We start from the raw sequence: 22,146 nt of genomic DNA, 5'->3' as shown, positions 1-22,146 counted from the left end.
GTTGAGTCAAAGTGTAACAGATCAACATGGGCTGCGTCAAGAAACTCACAGCGGAGAGGATTGGCGCGTCTCTTCTTACTTGCGCCGCAATCGAATCCATTCAAGCAGGAAAGCTAGTGATGAACCGATAATAACCTCTATTGTCGTCCATAATTTGGAAGTGCGAGGTTTGCTAGATTTTTTCGATTTGTTCTCCTCAACCTCGTTTTTAGCGATAGCACGAGCCGCAACATCGCGTTGTTTTTCCTGGTTTTCGCGTGTATTTTGTTCCTCTTGCTGGCGAACCTGTGCAATATGACTTTTATCAGCGAGATTAGTTGCCTGGGCATCTTTATGCGGGTCAGCCTCCGCTTCTGGAGTATCGTGATTCAACTTACCACCCATTGTACTTACAAAGGTTGCTAAATCATCGGGAAGGGGGCGTACCCCTTCGCGGAAGAAGGCGTTCACCTCTGCGCCGAGCATCAAGATAACGGCGAAGTAGTAAAAGAAGAGGAGCAGGATAACCGCGAAGCCGATTTGACCGGTGTAATTGCCGAGAGAATATCTCATATAGAGTGGAAAGAGGATGAGAAAAAGCACCAGGGCTATTGCTGCGGCTAGCGCCCCCGGCCAGCTATTGCGCCAGCTAATATGCTGGTTGGGGACGACGAAGTAGATAGCTTCAAACAGAATAAAGCCAACAATGATGCTGCCCACGGTCGCAGCCAGATAGCTGACCGCAGGGCTGCCAGCAACAGTGGAAAAGAAAGGTATGTTTTTTAATGCCGGATTGCTGCTCAAAAAGCCAAGCATGATCGTAGGCAATGCTGAGGTAAAGACCATGATGGGGACAAGCGCTACGAAAAGCAAGAGCATGCCAAAGGCCATGATATTTTGCCTGATCATGGTTCTGGGGCGGACACGATAAACAACATCCAGAAATCCTTCAAGGCTAACGAAGAGGCGAGAGCCACCAAAGACCGCCAGGAGGATCGCTATGAGCAGCAGGAAGCCGGCGTTTTTATTCAGTTGCTGGAGCGCAAGATCGATTGCCTGCTGTGTTGCCGATGTTTGGCCTGGATTTTGTGTGGGAACAATTTGCGCGAGTTGTTGTGTGAGCTCGTGAGTTAGGGTACTATTGTTTCCGAGAATCAGGCCAAGAATGCCGAAGATTGCCACGGCGATAGGGAGCATGGCAGTAAGCAAACTATAGGCGATAGAGCCAGCAAAGGGCATTGCCCAGTCGTTACCAAATTTGGTGAAAAACGCCCGTAAGGGTTTTACATCCTTTTGAACCTTGCCCATAAAGTTTGGTGGGGAAAATGATTTTTTCTGGTGTGCCAGATTTTGTGGTGTTGTACTTGCCATCTTGTCACCTGCCTAACAGCCATTCTTCTATCTTTTGTGTGCGTATTTTTTGTATGATATGCATCGAGATGGACACTTTTCCGATGCGATAAATTGCTACTTGATTCACGGGCAAGCCTGTTTTTACGTTTCATTCTAGAGGAAAGATGGCGTATAGTATATGTAAATTAGAGTGTTATTGGATTGAGATGTTATGAGTTCACGATCACCAAAATCGCTGGCATCCCTATTATGGGATGTGTTCCGTGTTGGAGTGCGTACGCTCTGGCATAGTGGTGCGAATCCAGCTCGGCCCTTGCTTCAGCGCCAGCAAGCGCTGTCGATATTAGGATTGCCGCCGAACGCGACGCCTCAACAGATTAAACGGCGTTATCGCGTGTTGGCCAAACGGTATCATCCTGATCGTGGGGGAGATCAGCAACAGATGCAACGGATCATCGCTGCCTACGAGTTCCTCACAAAAGAGCAGTCGTCTCGCTAGGCGGCTGGCTCACTTACGGTTGCGGCAATTAGACGAGTCGTGCGCCGCAGTTGCCACAGAACTTTTTGCCGGGACGACTGCGCGCGCCACACTGATCGCAGAAGATCGCCTCCATCTGGCTCTGGACGGGCTGAGGTGGGGGCGGTGGCTCTGGACGAGCTGGCTGGGCGGCAGGTTGGGGCGGTTGTTGTGCAGGCTGAGGGACTGGATGTTGCGCTGGTCCCGCATCTGGGGGTGTTGCTGCATCGGTGCTCTGAGTAGATTGCAATGTGTTATGAATCGTTTTGGCCGCCTTGAGCGCGATTCCACCAACGGTTGTCGCAATTTTTATCCCTTTGGCAATGTCATCCATATCTTTTTGCAGGCGGTGAGTGGGAGGAAGGAGTGTTGAGTCTGAAACTTTATTGAAGAAATCCTTTCCCAGTTGGAGACCCTCGCCATTCCAGGATACCTGGCCTTGCTCCTGCGCGCCGTCCTGGAAGTGCAGGACGATGGTGTTGCCTTGCACTGTATAGGTGCCCTCGCGCTTTTTTTCGGGTGCAGCATTGGTGATTTGTTGACCGCTGACGAGCGATTGTGCAGCATTTGATAGGCGGCTGCGCTCCTGAATGGTGAGGGTGAAATGCCCATCTGGTTGGAGTATCAGGCGGTCGATACGAGAGGTAAAGTAATCTAATCCGATACCTGAACTATGCTGGCATTCGTATTGGCCGGTAATTGGTTTTGTCATTGCGGCAACTTCCTTCTCTCGGTCTAGAGGAGGGATGAGAACATTGTTTTCCCTGATATTATAGCACTTTGTTCAGGGAATGTCTTCTCCTGATGAGGCTGGCCCACTAGCGGAAACAAGATCTGAGAGGAAATGTGCCTGTTCTAATTCCCGTTCACCTTCTTTGATTTTGCCAATTCTCAGTAGGTGGCGACCCAGACGGACATGAGCGCCGATACGAGCTGCTATGCGATGCGTGCCAGTCAATTCTTCTGTTGCGGAACGGAAGGCTGCTTCGACCGCCTGATCATAGGGGTTCATCGCTTCCAGGATACGCCCACGCATCATATAAGCATTGGCCCGTTTGAGCTTGTAGCAGCGTTTGCCTGCGGCAAGAGCCTGGTCTGCATACGTACAGGCCAGTTGATAATTGCCAGCTTCTAACTCAATTCCAGCAAGAGAACATGCGGCATCCGAAACGATGCGCGCTTCTTCTTGCTGGCGGTGTTTATCCTGTGCGATAATGGCGGCTGGCTCGTCAAGCACCCGCAACCAGGAGGTGAGCACATCTTTGAGATACATGCGAACCTTTTCGATATCTCCCAATGCCGTCTCTATCTGAGCGATATGACATGTCACAGCGGCAGCACGTAATTGTTCACCCATTGCTCGATAGAGAAAACGAGCATTTTCAGCATGTTCTAGTGCCATATGTAACTTATCGCTTTTATATGTTTCTATACATGGAATGAGAGAGGGATCTTTATCGATTTTGTGAGCCTGCGCGAAAGCGATGAGTGCCAGACCCCAGTGGGCCTCGGCGCCATAGCCAAAGGGTGTGTCGCCATTCATCATCTTGAGGGTGATTGTGTATTGATCGAATGCATCTTCCAGTTGTTGTAATTCGCGATAAGTGCCGGCAAGATGGAGATGAAGTAACATAAGCTCATGGCGTTGGTCAGCTGGAAGTCCTTCAGCTCTCGGTTGTTCGCTGACCGCGTACATAAAATCTTGCTGTGCTTTCAAAAATTTGCGTTGTTTGAAATAACATTGACCGCGCAATGCTGCGATGCGCCAGCGTTGTGAAGCGGATATCTGGGGGAGATAAAGGTCTTGTAAAAGGTCAAGAGCTGTGGTTATATTCTTTTCAGTAAGGAGTTGAGCGGCTTGTAGCCTCAATTCCTCATAGCATTTATGTGGAGGATTTTCGGGGTTGGCAGAGCGATGTTGTTGTGCCAGGATCTCCAGATCATCAAATGATAATTTGAGTCGTGTCGCTAGATAGCGTAAACTTTCTTCCGATGGTTCAATTCGATTACGCTCTATTTGAGAAATTAGACTCGTACTATAGTGGTCGCCAGCGACATCAGCTAAGGAAAGTTGCAAATACTCTCTTGCAGCCCTGATGCGACCTCCCAGGGTATCTGGAGAAACATGTTTAGATGGTCGGGGCATAACCCAATGCCATCCTTCCTAACTGGGAATAAGAATTACCAATGGGACACTATATAATAATTGAAGTAATTATAATCGAGACTGAGAGAAAATACAATCCCATACAGGAAAATGGTATGAACGTATAGCAAGTACAATATTTTTGTAAATTTTCGGTGAATGTGTTTATTAGCATATGTGCTAGTGTTATATGATACACCATGAAAAAGCCAATCAGGTAAGCTTTTATTATTACATCATGTATGCATCTGAAAAAGTAGTGAAAGCGATCTCATATCTATAGAACGCTGAAGCATATGAAATGTTGTACTGTAAAAATCACAGTGAGAATGGAACTTTTCATTGCTTTGAGGGCTGGAGAGGTGGAGTTCGTTACCCAAAAAAGGGATACCAGAAAGAATAAGGAAACAGCTTTTCAAAAACATAGAACTTTTGGTCCATATGATGGTACAATTATTCTTGACTTTCCGTAGGTAAGGCTGTATGCTGAATAAGCAATTAGAGCTTTTGAAGAGAGGTATAGGGATAGATGTCTCGTTCCCCCAAAGCACTTCCTCCTATGCAGGACGAGTCGGACGCCACGCATAATCAGCTTTCGCTCTTTGCAACGCGGAGGACGGATGAGTATACAGAAGGTGCTTCAGTCCAGCCAGAGGCAAAAACAACAACACGAATAAAGAAGCAGGCAGAGTATTCTGCTGCTGATATCCAGGTGCTTGAAGGTCTGGCCGCAATTCGGCACCGCCCTGGTATGTATATTGGTTCAACATCGACTTCCGGCCTGGTGCATCTGATTACGGAGGCATTGGATAATGCAGTCGATGAAGCAGTGGCAGGTTTTGGTAAGCATATCTGGATGCAGATCGATCAAGAGGGTTGGGTGACGGTACGCGATGAAGGGCGTGGTATGCCTTTTGATCCTATGTTGTATCAGGGTGATTATCATCCTGCGGCGACGATTATTCTGACGGTTCCCCACTCCGGCGGCAAATTTGCTGAGGGAGCTTATAAGACAGCTGGCGGTTTGCACGGCGTTGGATCAACCGTCATCAACGCGCTGTCTGAAAAATTGGAATTAACGATCTGGCAGGGTGGGCAGCAGTTCACGCAGAACTTCAGTCGTGGCACGGCTATGCCCCATCAGATTGTGCCATGTGATCCAAAGCTGCATGGTACCCAACTGCGCTGGCTGTATGATCGCTCGATATTTGATCCAGACGCCTATTATTCACTGGAAGCGATTGAGAGCCGTTTAAGGGCAGCGGCGTATCTTAATCGTGGTGTCTCTTTCCATCTAGATGCCTGGGATGATGCAGAGAATCAGCAGATCAGCCGCACGTATTACTCGCGCGATGGGCTGCCCGATTATGTGCGCGATCTGGCAATTTCGACCAGCACTCCGTTGTTTAAACAGGTGATAGGGATTGCAAAAGAGAAGGATGGTGTGCAGGTAGAGGTGGCGCTGCAACCAACCTCCGGCTATAAAATTTCGCTCTACAGCTATGCAAATGCCGTACGGACGCGGGATGGTGGTGTGCATGAAACGGGCTTTAAAGCGGCTTTGACGAAAGTTGTCAATGATTATGCAATCAAATTGGGCGTTATCAAAAATCGTGAAAGAGATGGCTTCAGATCTGAAGTAATTCAGCAGGGTTTGAATATTGTCATTTCGGTCAAATTAACTGATCCTCAGTTTCAAGGACAAACCAAAGATCGTCTAAATAATGGGCCGGTTGAGGGCATTGTGCGCTCAGTGGTGGATGAGGGTTTGAAAGATTGGTTTGAGAATAATACCAGTATTGGCAAAGAATGGCTTAAAAAGATACAGCAAATGCAGAAGGCACGCAACGAAGCTCAACTGGTTGAGGAGCTGGCGCGTACTGGTACGAAAAAGAATGGCGAATTGATTGATACCAGTCTTTCAAAGAAATTTTTACGCTGTAATAGTAACGATGCTTCGCGTGCAGAACTGTTTCTTGTGGAGGGCGATTCTGCTGGTGGTAGTGCTGGGCAGGGACGCTTCTCCGAGTTCCAGGCGGTATTGAAGCTCAAAGGCAAACCATTGAATGTGGCAAAAGCAGATCTCAAAAGCATTGTCGAGAACGAGGAAATTCGCACCATCATCAATGTGTTGGGTACAGGCACGCGCGATGTCTTTGATATCAGCCGTTTGAAATTTCATCGCGTGATCATCGCTACCGATGCCGATGTTGATGGGTTGCATATTCAATGCCTGCTCTTAACGCTCTTCCACCAGGAATTCGGCGCGTTAATTGAGCACGGCCATGTCTATATTGCCTGCCCGCCGCTTTATTCGGTCAAGTATAGAGGGAAAGTCATCTGGTTGCTGGATGATGAGGCGCGCGAACAGTTTGTACGGACGCATGCCGATGCTCAGGGATTAGAGTTCAAACGCTTTAAAGGTCTGGGCGAAATGAACGCGAAAGAGTTGCGTGATACGACATTTGATCCGGCCCGGCGCGTCTTGAAGCGTGTCTCGATAGATGATGCGGTGCTGGCTGCACGGCTTGTTGCCGAGTTGATGGAAGATAAAAACGCCGAGCGGCGGCGCGTCTTCCTGGCGGAACACTCCCGTAAGATCAAAGAATTGGATGTATAAACTATGGCGAGCACAACAGATCCTACGGTCGAACCTGGAATCATTCAAGAAGATTTTTCTGTCATTTTGTCGCAAGCGTTCGCGACATACGGCCTCTCGGTTGTTACCGACCGGGCCTTGCCTGATGCTCGCGACGGTTTAAAGCCAGTACAGCGGCGTATTCTGGCAGGCATGCGCGAGGCGCGCTATCTTGCCAGTCGCCCAACCGTCAAGAGCGCGGAGGTCGTGGGCCTGATCCTGGGCAATTATCACCCGCATGGCGATACGTCTGTCTACGATGCCGCCGTACGTATGGCCCAGCCGTTTACGTTGCGTTATCCTCTCATCGAGGGACAGGGCAATATGGGGAGTGAGGATGGAGATGCTCCAGCTGCATATCGTTACACTGAGATGCGGCTTTCCCCTCTGGCAGAGACGCTTATGGCCGATATGGAACGTGATACGGTGCCGCTGCACCCCACATACAAGCAAGATCCAAAGGTGGTGGAACCTGATTATCTGCCAGGACGCATCCCGCCGGTGGTCAATCCGTCGAGTGGTATTGCGGTCGGCCTCTCGACCAATATTCCGCCTCATAATTTGAATGAGGTGGTGAGGGCGTGTATTGCTCTGCTCGACCACCCAGATATGACCGTTGAGCAATTGATGGGATATATTCCGGGGCCAGATTTTTGTCAGGGTGGACGGATCATTGGTCGGGACGGCATCAGGGATTACTTTACGACCGGCAAGGGACGGATTGTGGTGCGAGCAGAGGTGAGGCTGGAGGAGACGCCGCGTAGCCGTTCGCTGGTAGTGACGCAGATTCCCCCAATTGGGCGCGACAAGGTGAAGGCGTCGATTGTCAAAGCGATCAATGGACGCAAGCTGGAAGGGTTGATGCCCGACGTGCGCGATGAGAGCGATACCGAGAAAGGTATGCGTATCGTGTTGGAACTGCGCAAGGATGCTGATGCGGCTCAGGTGCTTTCACAGCTCTTTAGCGAAACGGATTTGCAGATCTCGCTCTCGTTCCAGATGGTCTTTCTCTTTGGCACACCTATGCAGGCCGCACGCCAGCCCAGGCAGGTTGGTATGCTGGAATTGCTCAACTACTGGAATGCTCACCAGATCGATGTGTTGACACGCAGGGCGCAATTCGAGTTGCGCAAAGCGCAGGAGCGCTTGCATGTTGTGGAGGGGCTGATTATTGGTGCGGCGCACGCTGATGCCATTGTGAAGATATTCCAGCAGGCGGAGGATCGGGCGGCGGCGCGTAAACAGATTGAGGCTGCTTATAACCTCACGCCTATTCAATCAGATGTCATCGCCTCTATGACCCTTGCCCAGGTGACACGGCTGGACGCCAATAAGTATGCGAAAGAAAAGAGTGACCTACAGGCTCGGATCAGCGAGCTGGAGCGGCTCCTGTCTGATCGCAAAGCATTGATCTCGTTGCTCAAGAAAGAGATGCAACAGCTGATTAAGCAGTTTGGCGATGAACGGCGTACGATGATTGATGTGGATGGGCAGGTACATGGTCCAATCACGGTGGTCGAGCGCTTGTATGAGCGCGAACCATTGACGGTTGCTTTTACCAGATTAGGGACGCTCAAGGCTCTACCAACTGATGCCTATAAGCCGAAGGGGAAAAACGAGGATGCACTCTATACGCCGGTGCGGGGCGATGAACAACTACGCCAGGTAATTGCAACGACATCGCAGGATTATTTGCTCTGTGTATGTACGACCGGGCGTGTATTCCAGATCGCTACCCATCGTATCCCTGAAGGGACGCGTTCAGTAAAGGGTGAACCGATACGCAAACTGTTGGAACTGGCTCCGGGAGAAGAGGTGGTGGCAGTTGTGCCGATTGAAGCCTATGAGGAGGATCGCTATCTTGTCACCTTCAGCAAACTCGGGAAGGTCAAGAAGTCGCCACTGAGCGAGTATAAGACGGTGGATGTGGATGGGGTGCAGGATATGAAGCTGGCGGAAGGAGATAGCGTCGTTGCTGCTATGCTTTCAAGCGGCAATGGAGAGTACTTTGTCACGACAGAGAACGCTCAAACGCTCCGTTTCAGCGATGAGATGTTGCGCTCGCAAGGACGTGTTGGACAGGGAGTCGCAGCTCTCGCTCCTGGCAAGTGGACTGAGTTGGTGAGTGCGTCTTATCTTGAGGGCAGCTCGACGGAAGGCGCGTTAGACTTTGTCAGCCTGCTGGTGTTGACGGAACAAGGGATTGCGAAGAAAGTTCCTATCGGGCAATATCCGCAAAAAGGGCGTGCAACCGCCAGCGTTGTGACAACTGAGCTGGATGCCGGAGACCGCATTCTGGCAACGCTTTTGATCAATGAAGAAGACTCACTACTGGCGATCTGGACCGGGAAGAACGGAGAAAAAGGTGAGCAGGTGAGTGCGTTGAGGGCGACAGAATTGAAGGCATTCCCACGAGCCAGAAAAGGTGTCCCTCTCGTTGGTGGACGATTGGTACACATGGTTAAGCTCCCATAAAAAAAGTGCATCAGGGTATTTCCCTGATGCACACTATTGCCTTGTAACCGCTTAGGCGGGGGGATTTCGTCACCCTTGATTTCGGCCTGTCGTGCTGCCTCTTGTGCCTGATCGTGTATGACCTCGGCGGGGCTATCAGAACGGATGACCTCGATGGAGCACTGAGCGAGTAAGGCACCAAGCACGCCAACAGCAACCCAAACGGGGGCGAGCAGCGCGCTGGCAACACCAATAGTAAGCGGAATTTCCAGAATCGTATTGCCTTCGCGCTTAATAATGATGCGGCGGACATTGCCTTCATTCACCAGCTCTTTGACTTTTGCCAGAAGTTGCTCGCCCACTACCTGTAGCTCCTCCACGCCATAGCCTGATTTCTGCTCAACATTTGCATTAGGATCGGTCTGCGTCATAGCTTTTGCTCTCCTTTTTGTGTGTTACTGCTATTCTTACGAATACATCATATGTTACTTTTTACTAGCAGATGCACAACAACAGCGTGTGTATCGCTAAATTTTCTCTACTCGTATGTCCTGTATGTGATATTGTTGTACTCTGTCGTAGTCGCATCTGTTATAATTACGACTACACTCTGTATACGGTGACAGAGGGGATTGGGTTGGAGAAACACGTCACAAAAATGTGACAATAACCCATCTACTTTCTGTTCTCGACAGATACAGTACATATTTTTAATATATGGGATGATTGCGTATGACTTATTTTTTAGCAAAAACTGATCCAGTGAGCTATTCTTTTGGGCAACTGGAACAAGATAAAGAAACGACCTGGGATGGCGTGCGGAACGCTCAAGCGTTGATAGTGATTCGGTCGATGCATACAGGAGATGATCTGTTCATTTATCATAGTCAGGGAGAGGCTGCGATTGTTGGTCTGGCTCGTGTGATTTCTGAGCCGCGCCCCGATCCAAACGATAGCAAGAGCTGGGTGGTGGATGTGGCATTTGTGCGCTACCTGGCGCAGCCTGTGACGTTGCGCGAGATCAAAGAAAGTCATCTGTTTGATGATTGGAGTCTGATTCGCCAGAGCCGTCTTTCTACCATGAGCGTTCCAGAGTCTTTCGTAGAATGGCTCAAGCGGAAACAGATTTTATAGATGTAAAAAGAGAGCGCTGAGGTAAGGAGCAACAAAGACATGGATAAGAACGCCTGGTGGTATGTTGATGGACGCTGGGTACACCCGGACGAAGCCACGCTTTCGATTAATGATGTGGCGGTGTTGCGTGGATATAGCGTTTTTGAGTCTTTACGCACATATAATCGGCAACCTTTTCATCTGGAAGAGCATCTGGAGCGTTTGTATCGCTCTGCCCGTCTGATCGAACTGGATATTCCCTTTACGCGCCATGCGATTGCGGAGATTATGCGTGAGATTATTGCACGCAATCCCTATGTGCACGCCTCGATTCGCATTCTCGTTACAGGCGGAACAAGCGAGGATGGGGTCATGCCATCGGGAAAATCGGTGCTGGCAGTGCTGATTTCTCCCCTTGCAGAGCGAGATATGGAACGTTTCGCCAGGGGCGTGAAGGTGATTACAAGCCATTTGGAACGCGCAACGCCGGGAGCGAAGACAGCTAATTATGTGGCCGCTGTTCGTTCGCTGAAGGAGGCGGCTCGTCAGCATGCCAGTGATGCCCTGTTTGTCAACGAGCAGGGACATATATTGGAGGGGACGCGCAGCAACTTTTTTGTGTTTCGCGGCGACGTGTTAGTCACACCGCGCGAGGGGATCCTGCTAGGTGTGACGCGCAATACGGTGCTGGAACTGGCGCGGAGTCGCTTTGCCATTGAAGAACAGCCTATCCTGCTTGCTGAACTGGCCCAGGTTGACGAGGCGTTTATTACCTCATCCTCTAAAGAAATTACGCCGGTGGTGCAGATTGATGATCTGATGATTGGTGATGGGAAGCCAGGGCCGCGTACATCTGAGCTGGAGCAACGCTTTATTGAGATGGTGGAGCGTGACGAGTTTGCGCGTGAAAAAAATGTGTAAGAAGTGATTGTGAGAGCAGGATAGAAGATAGCTCTATCCTGCTCTCACGGGCTTACTCTAGCTTACGGAAGATGTTGCGGCAGAGATGGCATCAGCAGCCAGTTGCGCCGCTGTATCGATGATGTGTAGCGCCTGTTGCAACTGCTCGTCCGTGACGTTGAGTGGCACCAGGACGCGAATGATATTGTCGTACATGCCAGCTTTGATCAGGATCAGACCGCGTTGATGAGCAGCAGCAAGGATAGTATTGGCCGTTTGGGGATCTGGTTCTTTCGTTGTGCGATCCTTGACCAGTTCCATTGCGACCATGCCACCCAATCCTCGCACCTCGCCTATGAATGGATACTGCTCCTGTAATTTGCTGAAACGGTCGAGAATAATTTGTCCAATTTCGCGTGATCGAGCGGCCAGGTCTTCTCGCTCGTAAATATCGAGTACCGCAAGTGCTGCGGCGCAAGCAACGGGATTGCCGCTATAGGTTCCACCAAGCATGCCAGGGAGGGGAGCATCCATAATATCGGCGCGCCCGATCACACCGCTGATAGGCATACCGGCTCCCATTGATTTCGCAACAATCAACAGATCGGGCGTGACTTCATCGTGTTGGACTGCAAACATCTTGCCGGAGCGACAAAAGCCAGTCTGGATTTCGTCGGCAATGAACAGGATGCCGTGCTTTTCACAGAGCGCTTTGAGGTCGCGTAAGAACCCTGGAGGCGCAATCATAAAGCCTCCCTCTCCCTGAACAGGTTCAATGATAATGGCCGCGACCTGATCGGGGGCCACCTCGCCGATAAACATGCGCTCAATTTCTTGCAGACAGAAGCGGGAAGCCTCTTCAGGGGTCATATTCATGCGATATGAGTAGGGGAATGGGGCGCGATAGACCTCCGGAGCGTAGGGGCCAAAGCGATATTTGTACGGCCTGACTTTGGCGGTCATCGTCATCGTCATGAGCGTACGACCATGATAGGCGTTATCAAAGACGATGATGGCCGGGCGTCCGGTGGCATAGCGGGCAATTTTGACCGCATTTTCTACGGCTTCGGCTCCACTATTGAAGAAAATAGCTTTTTTGGGGAAGTCACCTGGCGTTATTTTGACCAGGCGTTCGGCCAAAGCGACATAGGATTCATACATCATCACGCTGAAGCAGGTATGAGTAAGCTGCTCCGCCTGCTCTATGATGGCTCTGGTTACTTCTGGACGAGTATGTCCAACGTTCATCGTGCCAATGCCACCAGCGAAATCAATGAAACGATTGCCATCCACATCTTCAATGATCGCTCCATCGGCTTTGGCGGCAAATACATTCATGGTAGCTGAAAGGCCGCGTGGGACAAATTCCTGACGTCGAGCTAACAGGGCACGCGATTTTTCACCGGGTATGTTGAGTTGGGGAACGTCATTGGACATGTGCTGCCTCCTGTTTTGAAAAAATAGTGACAACAGTAGATCTATAGAGGGGGAGCATGGCTCTTTTCTTATTCTACCATATGGGAAGAATGAAGAGAGGCAGCCAATGCGGCTTCTATAGATCAGCCAGATTATTCAGGTGCGCATTCGTCGTCTAACAGTTCTTCCTGAGGTTGCGCTTCATCAGTATTCGGTTTCTTTGTCTTATAGTCGTGTAGGGAGATAATATTGATTGGTTCAGCAGTAGGAAATGTTGTAAGTTCCGCTTGATGAAGTGGTGTTGTCAGTAGTTTCTCCTCGAAAGAGAAGGGGAGGAGAGAGGGAACGGGTTCGTTGATCCAATAGTGGGAAGCATTCGATTGCAGAGTAAGTTGGTAGAGAGCAGCGATCCTTTTTCGTGTAGCGGGTGGCAAATGAGATCTGGATGTGTTGAGGCTATGTTGAGTGTGAAGTGCAACCATGAGGGCCAGGGGGTCACTTGTCAGTTCAGCAGCGAATCGATCTGCTTCAAAAGCTGCATGTTGTGTAAGCTTGCGGGTGATAAGGAGAGTTATAGCGTAGGTGAGAATAATAGCAACTAGCGGGGAAATCAGTCCAGGCCACTGTGAGTGATGTGGTGAGAAGGTGATGAGGAGGGCTGCTCCTGCCGCCAGGAAGGTCCAGGAAATCACCGATAGGCTGCTAGTGAGCCAGATATAGGTCGTTGGAAATCTTTTATGTACCAGACGGATCATCCAGGCAAGCAACGCCTCCTGTTGCCTCCAGTCACTATGAGCGAGGACCGTATTGTTCAGCAACAATACTGGATGGAAGAGATCTGAGATTGCACCGTTGCTAGAACCGATACGTATCATTGTCTGGATGCGGATATCCTGGCGTTTGACTCCTGCAAGTCTGATCCACTCATCGATATGAAGAACCAGGGAGGCCCAGGGAGATTGTTCGATAGGAATCGTTCGGGTTGTCCAGGCGATGATGTGCCTGCTGCCGATAGTATAGTAAAAGATGTTTGCGCATGCAGCCAGAAGCGGAATGAGCCAGAGTAAATACGGGAGGCGGAAGCAGTGGAGCAATCCAAGCGCCTCTAGAAGGATCAGCATGAGCAGTGAAGGAGATGGACCAATTTTAAAACGCCGCTCATTGTAGAGGGGGCCAATAATGCAGCTTTTCAGGCCAAGTATCAATGCCTGTTTTGGTTCGATTTCGCTGCCGTTAAAGGTCGCCAGAGCTGGGACATCGACCAGAATGATTCCGAGCAGATCATAGAGGAGGCCAGGCACAACCAGGTTAGGAGCAATAAATATGCAGAAGAGTACACCTATAGTGGAAAGAGGCTTGGGTAGAATGATGTCAGGAAATAGATAGAAGGAGGCGAAGAGAGAGCCTGTAATGCCGATGAGCAATGTGGTGGGTAGGAGAAGGTTGGAGATCCATGCTGATGTGCGACAGAGGTATTGATAGCCATTGATGTGAATATACTTGCGGCCTTCGATGGCCGCGACTGCCTGGAGATAGGTACGCCAACGTAGCATGACAGCTAAAACACTAATACAGCAGGCAAATAAGAGCGTTGCGATTCCTATCCCTATAAGGCCAGACCATTGCATAATGTTTGGTCCTTTCGCGCGTGATAGTTGCTAGATCGCTGCATATGCTATGAACCATACATGAAATGCTGAAGTTAGTCAAGCTGTATAGTTTTTTCGTACATAAAGCAGAAGAAATTGACGGAATACTGCTAGCAAGCGGTAAACGAATAGAGATAGAGGAGCAAAGTAAAAAAAGAATGATCCAGAAGAGAGAAGATTCTGGATCATTTGGTGAATATCTAGAATACATATGATAAAAACGGTCAGGCCGCGCCATGCAGAGGGTGTGGCTGTGTATTTTGTAGCACGTGCCGAACAGCCTCTTTTAAGCGAGCTTCGCTGCGTACCCCAAATCCAGGCAGATGGCGAATGCGCTGCTGTTGTGCTGCCTGCCATAATTTTTCCGCGCTATCGATGCCTAATTCTTCATACAGTCGAATGGCGGTATAAGGCCCGACATGTTCTATTGCCATAAGAGCGCGTACTCCTGTTGGTAACGTTTGCATGCAGAGGCCGTTCTGGAAAGTCATGGAGCCATATTGTACAAGCTCGGCGATACGTCCACGCAGACGATCACCTAAACCCTGAATTGGCAATACTTCTCCACGAGCCAGAATATCGGCGGCAGGCTCAGGTAGATCCAGCACGCCGCGCGCAGCATTGCGATATGCTTGGATACGATAAGGATTGCCGCGCTGTGTGTCAAGCAGATCGGCAATACCTGAAAGCACCTCTGCAATCTGGCGATTCGTGACTTTGGGCGGGATGTTAAGTTCAGGTTCCATACCAGGTAGCGTGGGTTGGTGCGCACGTTTGCCAACCCTGGGCTGTGTTGGCGGCATGATATGGATAGTTTGGGTTAATTGCATGATGCTCATGTACACTACTTCCTTATCATTCACAGATAGATGGCTGAATCTCTATCTGGCTATACATACTTATCAGAAAAACAAGGGCGAAATAGCTGTGAGCGCTGGCGTTAGTGTACAAGGTACATCGAAATCATGTTCTAATTATAGCACAATATGAGCAATAAGTCAAATAATTTGTGGAGAATTCCTGTTTTTTAGCGGTAGCTTGAGAGAATGTTTGAGAAGAAGCAGGTTTACATAATAAAAATGGTAGTAAGTAGTAATAGATATGAAAGAGCCAGCAAGTCAATTCGCTGGCTCTTTCATATCTAATCGGTTGTGTATCTACTATTTCTAGTGCTAAGGACGCTGGTTATATGTTGGAGGCGGTGTGTTGGTTGTGAACCTTTGCACGCGATCAGGCTGAGATGGCACTTCCGGCTCGCGAATTTCGTTGTCAACGGGTCGCTGTACTGGTTCAGTTGTTTCTTCTGGCGTATACGTTGCTGGTTGCTCGTGTGTTACCGAAGGATAAGAATCCGCAGGCTGCTCGGCGGACGTATAGTTATCGTCTACTGTTGTTGCGGTGGTGTCTGTTGTATCCCGGCGAGTTGTGGCATCATAAGCGCCATTGCGCCGTAAGATTGCGAGGGCCTCTTCATAGCGGTCTTTAGCCTGCACCGTGACCAGAGTTCGGCCAGCTCGTAGCTCATCTTGATAGAAGTGAGCTTCATCTTCTGGTACGCCCAGATTGGTCAATGCACCGATCAGGCCACCTGCGACAGCGCCAATAGCGGCACCGCCAAGAACTGCCGTGAGAATACCGCCAGCGATGGCTGGCCCCAGACCGGGAATGAGCAGAGCAGCGGCAGCACCGAGTATTCCGCCAAGCACGCCGCCACCGACGACTCCGGCAGCTGTCGTCTCTGTTTTGCTTTCCTCTGTCGCAGTGACATCATCAGTTGATACAGGAGTGGGAACGCCTGCCACTGGAGCACCACCAGTCGGGGCCGTTCCCGTGCCAGCCTGTGCCGGAATGATCAATTCCTGTTTGTCTCCTGTATAGCCTTCACGCGATACAAAGCCGATTTGATCGTTAGAAAATCCTGCGTTATGAAGCTCTTCAATGGCGTGGTCGGCCAGACGGCGCTCTGTGAAGATGCCTACTGCGGTTGTTCGTGTTGTTGTTGTCATGCGTTTCTACCTCCCGAAAGATCTTGCTGAAGATCCTTGCATATTCCTCAATCCTTCGTTGGTGGATGGTGTATTGATGGAACCCGATAAAGCAGATTCTTTGCGCACAACTAACGAGGAGTGCACATCTCACATTTTCCATTCAACACTGTTGTACACGTTTCATAGAAACAGATAGATGCAAATATAGATGAGATGTGAAATATATAATGCGCATATTTGCCGACTTGTATCTATATAATTGACGAGAATATTGTATGTTATTTTCCTTTTATAGACGATTTTGTTGAATGCAGCCTGCTATGTACTTGCTCATCTATTGGGATGGCTGTTGCGTAAGAAGAGTGGGAGCGTTGATCGGAAGCGATTAAGGGACGCGCTTTGATAAACGAGAGGAGGATAAGATGACATATCGAGCTGTGCGTATCGATGAAAATCCGCTGAAATACTTTTTGCAAGAGCATACGAGTGATAGCCAGTTTCTACAAGTTGCAGATATTGTGTTGCGTGAAAATAAAGATCCACGCGAGATATTTGCTCATATGATTCGGATCGCAACGGGGAGTAAGTGGAGTCATTCGGCGATTATCTCTCTCTTGAGTGATTCCTATAAGGGATTTAATAATACGTTTCTGGTGGAGGCTATGACGAAGGGGATACGTATTGCGAGTTGGCGTAATGAGGTGGTGCCATTTGACCAATTTACGGTGGGGATTAAGCGGCCGCGCCTGGACTGGTATGTTGAAACGGAGTATGAGCGATCGAGGCACGATCCTTCGGACCCGGAGGATACACATGGGGTCGGCTATTTGCGCCATGTACGAGGCATTGCGATAGATCAGCTAAGCGGCCTGTATGATAAAAAGACCGTTTTTGAATTGACCGCGTTATTTGCCAGAAGAGTCGCCAAACGCCACTTGCAGGCTGTTCCCCAGGTCGCCGAGGCCGCCGATGCGCTGGCGAATATGTTCAAGAAAGAGGATGAAGATGAGTATGATATGACGAACATACTTCGCTTTGTGTGTAGCGGGTTGGTGCAATATAGTTTTTTTGAAGCTTTGCGACGGCGTATTATGAACGCCTTTGATATTCCGGCTCATCGGGAGGTAGCTGAACAGAATTTACAAAATATGCATCGTGTGGTGTTTCGAGATGATCCAGAAGGCATTATCGCTGATTATATCCATCAACTGCAAATTGGCAAGCTCGATATTCATGATTCGGCACCTGAAGAGGTGCTTGATCTGTTAAAAACGGCTCTTCCGGCTGATTTCAACGATAGCCCGAATCTGGAATGGCGCTATGTTATCCTCAAAGGCGCAGTCTGGCGGATTGAGGAAACGACAAATGTATATCAGCCGCAAAGCGACGACGAGAAAGAGATCCTGGCGCTGCTCGCTGTGGAAAAATCCTCAGCTCAGTAAGCGTGTGCTTTTATTTCGCCTGACAGCTTCAGAGCAATATCTTCCTGCGACGAGTGGACAGCAGGAAGGCATTCATCTTATACTATCCAAAGCAATACCATACGCAATGTGTTTCTGGTTGTTTGATAGCGGCCAGAAACTATTTTATTATCGATTACTCTTCCAGGTAGAAGGAATCTCATGCCGGACAATTACGATGTACTTATTGTAGGAGGTGGGCCTGCTGGCCTGGCGGCTGCACAGGCTGCTGCGGCTCAAGGGGCGCGGACATTGGTGCTGGAGCGTCAGAATGAGATTGGCTATCCGGTCCATACAAGTGGGGGAAGCTGGATCAGTGACATGAAAGCGCTGTCGATCCCGGACCATCTCTATCATCCGATCTCAAAGGTCGTTTTTGTGTCTCCGCACCGCGAATTTGCCTTGAACTATAACCCTGCTGTAGCCTGCGTGGTAGATGTACGAGGGTTGTATCAATACCTTGCCAGTCGAGCGATTGCTGCCGGAGCCGCTGTACGCGTTCGTCATACCGTTGACCAGGTGTTGATGGAAGAAGGGTGCGTAACGGGTGTGACCGTGAAGAATCATGTCAGCGAGCGGTCGAGTATTCATGCGGCAGTGACGATCGATGCCAGCGGGTTTTCCCGTCATATTGGTGTACGTACTGATATGGGGAAGGCGTTTCGGCGCTATGGGTATGGGGCCGAGTATGATCTGTATGCGCCAAATTATCCGCAAGATGTGGTTTATCTCATCATGGGCAGCGCCTACGCACCACAGGGATATGCCTGGGCTTTTCCGCGAGGCAATGGACGTGTGCGTCTGGGCGTGGGAGTGATTCATCCCGACAGCGAGGACGATGCACGCTCGTATCTCGATCGCATTATGCATGAGTTGCCACAGCTAAGCGATAAATTTAAAGGGGCAAGTCCCGTTGAGTATCATACCGGGTTGTTTCCAGCTGAGAGGCCGGTGGAGCGCTTTTCTCACGCTGGATTGTTGCTGGCGGGAGATGCAGGCGCTCATGGATCAACGCTGGTCGGCGAGGGTATTCGCTTTGCCATCTATTCAGGTTTGATGGCAGGGAATGTTGCTGCTGAAGCGTTGAAAGCTGGCGATACATCCGCATCTTTTCTTGAGCGTTTTGATAAGCAATGGCGTCATCGCTTCGGGCGCGATATGGATATTTCCTATATGATTAATAAACATATCGCCAGCTATAGCGATGAACAATGGGATAGTGCTTTTGACCTGCTCAAACGCCTGACCCCGGCGCAAATGGCTCAGGCGATGCGCGGTGAGTACAGTGCTAGCCTGGTGATGGGGATTATTGCTCGCAACCCATTAATGGTCGCGACCGGCGGGAAACGATTCCTCGATCTGATGCTCGAACGGATCAACAAACCAGCTCTTTTGCCCGCGGAAGGGTAGTTATCGCAGTGCTAGAAATGGAAGAGATTATAGCAAGATCTCTTCCATCGTTGGCGTTATGGCTCTTCTACACGGTCTCTCCAAAGTACAGTGTGCCGGGCATGACGTGCTGGCGGCAAACATCATCGTTTAGCTCAAGTCCCAGTCCGGGTTTATCGTCCAGGGTCAAATAGCCATCTTGAATTAATGGATCATCCTCGCGATCAACCACCGCATCCCACCATGAAATATCCTGTGAATGAAATTCCAGCACGGTGAAGGTGCGGATGGCGGCGCACACATGGGCAGAGGCGATAGTGCCAACTGGACTACAGACGTTATGGGCGGCAAAGGGAATGTAATGGATATCGGCCAGATCAGCGATGCGTTTGCTTTCTAATAAGCCACCACAGCGCGGGATATCTGGCTGGATGATATGGCAGGCACCTTTTTCAATAAAGGGGCGGAAGCCATGCCGTGTATAGAGATTCTCTCCGGTGCAGATAGGCGTGCTGGTGGCGGCACGAACCTGGGCCAGAGCATCGGCGTTCTCCGGCGGCGTTGGATCTTCTAGCCAGAGGAGAGAAAATCGTTCCAGCGCTCGCGCGAGGCGAATAGCATCTGTGACATTGTATGACCAGTGGCAATCGAGGGCGAGTTCCACATCTGGCCCCAATGTTTCGGAGATAGCGGCCACAAATTCGGTCATGTAGTTGACCGCCTTATTGGTCAAAGTGCGATTGAAATGATCGAGTTCCATGTCACGAACGAGGGGGTCCAGGTCAAATTTGATGGCATCGAAGCCTCGTTCTCGTACCTGAAGCGCTCGCTTTTGCCAATTGCTGGGATCATGGAGGTTGGAGGCGTGAGAGTCAGCATAGAGGCGGATACGATCGCGAAATTTGCCGCCTAGCAGTTGGTACACAGGCGTTTTGAGATGCTTGCCGACAAGATCGAGCAGGGCGATTTCGATACCGCTGATGGCGGCAACCGTTGCACCCGCGATTGAGCCGGGGCCGGACATGAGTTGCATCATGTAGGTCCAGAGCTTATCGACCTCCATCGGATCTTTGCCAACGAGTCGAGGCTTCAACTTTTCCACAACATCGACGATCCCAGGTCCCCAGTACGCCTCGCCAAGCCCGATTGGTCCCGTATCGGTGTAGATGCGTATGAGGTTCCAGGGAAAATTTGCGCGAATGATCGCAGTGCGAATATCGGTAATTTTCATATGAAGCTTCTCCTGTTGTGCTATTATTTATCAGGTCTATTCTCTTCGGCTTATCAACTATTGTACCTGGAGAATAGGAAGCAGGGAGCATTTATGGCAATTTTAACCAGCTCGTGCTCGAAATAGCGTTCTTTGTTACCACCTTGTCAGTGCTGCGGCCGTCTGTGATATGGTGAAAATAACTATAGAATGAGCGCATTGAAGAGCGGGGGCATGGTATAATGGGCCAGTAATTCGGCGATGCTGATGGAAAAGCAGCATTACCACCGGTCGCGTTGTATGCACGACGTGTATATGCAGACCTGAATAGGATGTGGCGAGGACATTGAGATTGAGTAGAAGGTAGAAAAGTAAGAAAAAGCGTATCTTCTGCAATTTTCAGTACGTGTTTGAACATGCCATGATCCGCAAAAAGCAGTGAGGTAGAGATTGTGAACGAGAATACGGAGTCTACCCAGGGTGAGATGCGTTATTACAATTCCATTCTGGATGCAATAGGGAATACACCGCTGATACGTCTTCATCGTGTTACCAGCGATGTGCCGCCGCTGGTACTGGCAAAAATGGAGATGTTTAATCCGGGGGGAGCGTAAAGGACCGGATTGGTCCCGCTATGATCGAGTATTGCGAGAAGTTGGGGCTGTTGCGGCCAGGAGGAACAATTGTTGAGCCAACCAGCGGTAATACTGGGCATGGATTGGCAATTGCAGCGGCGATAAAGGGGTATCACTGTATTTTTGTGATGACTGATAAGGCCAGCGAGGAAAAGCGTGGCCTCCTGCGTGCCTATGGAGCCGAGGTGGTGATTTGCCCAAGCAGTGTGACCCATGACTCGCCAGATTACTATAAAAATGTCGCCTATCGTCTGGCGAAGGAGATACCAGGAGCCTGTTGCCCTGATCAATATGCAAATCCAGCCAATCCTGCGGCACATTATGCATCGACAGGCCCTGAGATCTGGAACGATACAGCGGGACGGATTACCGCTTTTGTCGCGGGCATTGGTACTGGTGGCACGATTTCCGGGACGGCGCGTTTCCTGAAGGAGAAAAATCCTGCGATCAAGATCATTGGGGCCGATCCTCCAGGATCTGTCTATTCCGGGGATACGCCGAAGCCGTACAAGGTAGAAGGTATTGGCATGGATATGTTTCCTGGCAATTACGCTGCTGACCTTGTAGATGAGGTGGTTCGCGTTGATGATCGCAGTTCGTTTTATTGGGCGCGGCGGCTGGCTCGTGAAGAAGGGATACTAGTTGGTGGTTCGGCTGGTACTGCGCTTGGGGCAGCTTTAACCTATGCGCGGCAACTGACGCCCGATGATGTGGTGGTTGTGCTGTTGCCGGATACCGGTCGCGGCTACCTGAGCAAACAGTTCAACGATACCTGGATGCGCGAGAATGATCTGGTTATTCAGGCAGAGACGGATCAGCCAACGATCCATGATGTGCTGACTTATCGACGCAACCATATGCGCAGTATGCCGCTGGTGGTGAGTATCAGCGCAACCGATTCTATCGCTGATGTTGTTGAGCTGCTGCGTCGCTATGGAATCAGCCAGACGCCGGTAATGGAAGGCGGGCGTATGGTGGGGAGTTTGACGGAGGATCTGCTTTTGCGTCATCTCGCCAGCGGAGATCCGTTAGATTCCAGCACGGTTGCGCAACTCCAGGGACCGCCATTCCCCACGTTAGAGGCCGGTACATCTGCTCGTGAAGCGTACACGCTCTTTAATGCTGGTCAATCGGCGGTGGCTGTGATGGATAACGAGACGTTGGAAGGTATCGTCACGAAGAGTGATCTGCTGGAATTTTGGGCGCAGCGACGTAATCAGTAAGTAATTGTGCCGGGCCAGGAAGTAATGGTGGTGAGATGCTTATAGCCATTCTATTGCTCCTGGTCTTTTGTTGTGT

Annotated in this window: 15 protein-coding genes and 2 pseudogenes; 8 read left to right on the top strand and 9 right to left on the bottom strand. The window is 50.1% G+C overall.

Going from position 1 to position 22,146, the window contains the following annotated elements; genetic code table 11:
- Positions 1 to 75 precede the first annotated feature (75 nt).
- Complete coding sequence (locus tag K3T83_RS04355; protein WP_220201749.1) at positions 76 to 1,350, bottom strand: YihY/virulence factor BrkB family protein; 1,275 nt, start codon at positions 1,348 to 1,350, stop codon at positions 76 to 78.
- 193 nt (positions 1,351 to 1,543) lie between these two features.
- On the opposite strand from K3T83_RS04355, the gene K3T83_RS04350 reads away from it, so the two are divergent.
- A complete protein-coding gene (locus K3T83_RS04350; protein ID WP_220201748.1) occupies positions 1,544 to 1,831 on the top strand; it encodes a J domain-containing protein in 288 nt (95 codons plus the stop codon).
- 28 nt (positions 1,832 to 1,859) lie between these two features.
- Here K3T83_RS04350 and K3T83_RS04345 read toward each other — a convergent pair whose 3' ends face one another.
- Together K3T83_RS04345 and K3T83_RS04340 are read right to left on the bottom strand one after the other, a co-directional pair.
- Positions 1,860 to 2,561: a zinc ribbon domain-containing protein gene (locus K3T83_RS04345; protein WP_220201747.1), complete on the bottom strand. Its 702-nt coding sequence runs from the start codon at positions 2,559 to 2,561 to the stop codon at positions 1,860 to 1,862.
- A 72-nt stretch (positions 2,562 to 2,633) separates the two neighbouring features.
- Positions 2,634 to 3,995, bottom strand: a complete 1,362-nt coding sequence (locus K3T83_RS04340) for a helix-turn-helix domain-containing protein (protein WP_220201746.1) — start codon at positions 3,993 to 3,995, stop codon at positions 2,634 to 2,636.
- A gap of 529 nt (positions 3,996 to 4,524) precedes the next feature.
- Here K3T83_RS04340 and K3T83_RS04335 point away from each other — a divergent pair.
- Both K3T83_RS04335 and K3T83_RS04330 read left to right on the top strand, forming a co-directional pair.
- Positions 4,525 to 6,615: a DNA gyrase/topoisomerase IV subunit B gene (locus tag K3T83_RS04335; RefSeq protein ID WP_236064817.1), complete on the top strand. Its 2,091-nt coding sequence runs from the start codon at positions 4,525 to 4,527 to the stop codon at positions 6,613 to 6,615.
- Between the two features lie 3 nt (positions 6,616 to 6,618).
- A complete protein-coding gene (locus tag K3T83_RS04330) occupies positions 6,619 to 9,108 on the top strand; it encodes a DNA gyrase/topoisomerase IV subunit A (protein WP_220201745.1) in 2,490 nt (829 codons plus the stop codon).
- 152 nt (positions 9,109 to 9,260) lie between these two features.
- Here the strand turns inward: K3T83_RS04330 and K3T83_RS57805 are convergent.
- Positions 9,261 to 9,518, bottom strand: a pseudogene (locus K3T83_RS57805) (DUF4342 domain-containing protein); the annotation flags it as partial.
- A gap of 301 nt (positions 9,519 to 9,819) precedes the next feature.
- Here K3T83_RS57805 and K3T83_RS04325 point away from each other — a divergent pair.
- Both K3T83_RS04325 and K3T83_RS04320 read left to right on the top strand, forming a co-directional pair.
- Positions 9,820 to 10,221 carry an EVE domain-containing protein gene (locus tag K3T83_RS04325; protein WP_220201744.1) on the top strand — a complete coding sequence of 134 codons (402 nt, stop codon included), beginning with the start codon at positions 9,820 to 9,822 and terminating at the stop codon, positions 10,219 to 10,221.
- A 39-nt stretch (positions 10,222 to 10,260) separates the two neighbouring features.
- On the top strand, positions 10,261 to 11,121 hold the full coding sequence (locus K3T83_RS04320) for an aminotransferase class IV (RefSeq protein WP_220201743.1): 861 nt from the start codon (positions 10,261 to 10,263) through the stop codon (positions 11,119 to 11,121).
- A 57-nt stretch (positions 11,122 to 11,178) separates the two neighbouring features.
- Here K3T83_RS04320 and gabT read toward each other — a convergent pair whose 3' ends face one another.
- The 4 genes from gabT to K3T83_RS04300 all read right to left on the bottom strand — a co-directional run bounded on the left by gabT (position 11,179) and on the right by K3T83_RS04300 (position 16,171).
- Complete coding sequence (gene gabT, locus K3T83_RS04315; RefSeq protein WP_236064816.1) at positions 11,179 to 12,537, bottom strand: 4-aminobutyrate--2-oxoglutarate transaminase; 1,359 nt, start codon at positions 12,535 to 12,537, stop codon at positions 11,179 to 11,181.
- A 131-nt stretch (positions 12,538 to 12,668) separates the two neighbouring features.
- Positions 12,669 to 14,144 (bottom strand): hypothetical protein, encoded by a 1,476-nt coding sequence (locus K3T83_RS04310; RefSeq protein WP_220201742.1) that lies wholly within the window; start codon positions 14,142 to 14,144, stop codon positions 12,669 to 12,671.
- 245 nt (positions 14,145 to 14,389) lie between these two features.
- A complete protein-coding gene (locus K3T83_RS04305) occupies positions 14,390 to 15,004 on the bottom strand; it encodes a helix-hairpin-helix domain-containing protein (RefSeq protein WP_220201741.1) in 615 nt (204 codons plus the stop codon).
- A 333-nt stretch (positions 15,005 to 15,337) separates the two neighbouring features.
- Entirely contained in the window at positions 15,338 to 16,171 is an 834-nt protein-coding gene (locus K3T83_RS04300; protein ID WP_220201740.1) for a general stress protein, read from the bottom strand.
- 404 nt (positions 16,172 to 16,575) lie between these two features.
- Here K3T83_RS04300 and K3T83_RS04295 point away from each other — a divergent pair, with 404 nt between their 5' ends.
- Positions 16,576 to 17,595: a hypothetical protein gene (locus K3T83_RS04295; RefSeq protein WP_220201739.1), complete on the top strand. Its 1,020-nt coding sequence runs from the start codon at positions 16,576 to 16,578 to the stop codon at positions 17,593 to 17,595.
- A 180-nt stretch (positions 17,596 to 17,775) separates the two neighbouring features.
- Entirely contained in the window at positions 17,776 to 19,023 is a 1,248-nt protein-coding gene (locus K3T83_RS04290; protein ID WP_220201738.1) for an NAD(P)/FAD-dependent oxidoreductase, read from the top strand.
- A 67-nt stretch (positions 19,024 to 19,090) separates the two neighbouring features.
- On the opposite strand, the gene K3T83_RS04285 is transcribed toward K3T83_RS04290, so the two are convergent.
- Positions 19,091 to 20,233, bottom strand: a complete 1,143-nt coding sequence (locus K3T83_RS04285; RefSeq protein WP_220201737.1) for a mandelate racemase/muconate lactonizing enzyme family protein — start codon at positions 20,231 to 20,233, stop codon at positions 19,091 to 19,093.
- Positions 20,234 to 20,697: 464 nt separating this feature from the next.
- Here K3T83_RS04285 and K3T83_RS04280 point away from each other — a divergent pair.
- Positions 20,698 to 22,070 (top strand): annotated as a pseudogene (locus K3T83_RS04280) (cystathionine beta-synthase).
- The last annotated feature ends 76 nt before the right edge of the window (positions 22,071 to 22,146 follow it).

The organism is Reticulibacter mediterranei, assembly GCF_016587455.1.
The sequence above is the reverse complement of the archived record's forward strand: the minus strand, read 5'-3'. Positions and strand labels throughout refer to the sequence as shown.

Coding starts and splice junctions, on each gene's coding strand:
- K3T83_RS04355 (WP_220201749.1), bottom strand. CDS start 1,350: ATGGCAAGTACAACACCACAAAATCTGGCACACCAGAAAAAATCATTT.
- K3T83_RS04350 (WP_220201748.1), top strand. CDS start 1,544: ATGAGTTCACGATCACCAAAATCGCTGGCATCCCTATTATGGGATGTG.
- K3T83_RS04345 (WP_220201747.1), bottom strand. CDS start 2,561: ATGACAAAACCAATTACCGGCCAATACGAATGCCAGCATAGTTCAGGT.
- K3T83_RS04340 (WP_220201746.1), bottom strand. CDS start 3,995: ATGCCCCGACCATCTAAACATGTTTCTCCAGATACCCTGGGAGGTCGC.
- K3T83_RS04335 (WP_236064817.1), top strand. CDS start 4,525: ATGTCTCGTTCCCCCAAAGCACTTCCTCCTATGCAGGACGAGTCGGAC.
- K3T83_RS04330 (WP_220201745.1), top strand. CDS start 6,619: ATGGCGAGCACAACAGATCCTACGGTCGAACCTGGAATCATTCAAGAA.
- K3T83_RS04325 (WP_220201744.1), top strand. CDS start 9,820: ATGACTTATTTTTTAGCAAAAACTGATCCAGTGAGCTATTCTTTTGGG.
- K3T83_RS04320 (WP_220201743.1), top strand. CDS start 10,261: ATGGATAAGAACGCCTGGTGGTATGTTGATGGACGCTGGGTACACCCG.
- gabT (WP_236064816.1), bottom strand. CDS start 12,537: ATGTCCAATGACGTTCCCCAACTCAACATACCCGGTGAAAAATCGCGT.
- K3T83_RS04310 (WP_220201742.1), bottom strand. CDS start 14,144: ATGCAATGGTCTGGCCTTATAGGGATAGGAATCGCAACGCTCTTATTT.
- K3T83_RS04305 (WP_220201741.1), bottom strand. CDS start 15,004: ATGAGCATCATGCAATTAACCCAAACTATCCATATCATGCCGCCAACA.
- K3T83_RS04300 (WP_220201740.1), bottom strand. CDS start 16,171: ATGACAACAACAACACGAACAACCGCAGTAGGCATCTTCACAGAGCGC.
- K3T83_RS04295 (WP_220201739.1), top strand. CDS start 16,576: ATGACATATCGAGCTGTGCGTATCGATGAAAATCCGCTGAAATACTTT.
- K3T83_RS04290 (WP_220201738.1), top strand. CDS start 17,776: ATGCCGGACAATTACGATGTACTTATTGTAGGAGGTGGGCCTGCTGGC.
- K3T83_RS04285 (WP_220201737.1), bottom strand. CDS start 20,233: ATGAAAATTACCGATATTCGCACTGCGATCATTCGCGCAAATTTTCCC.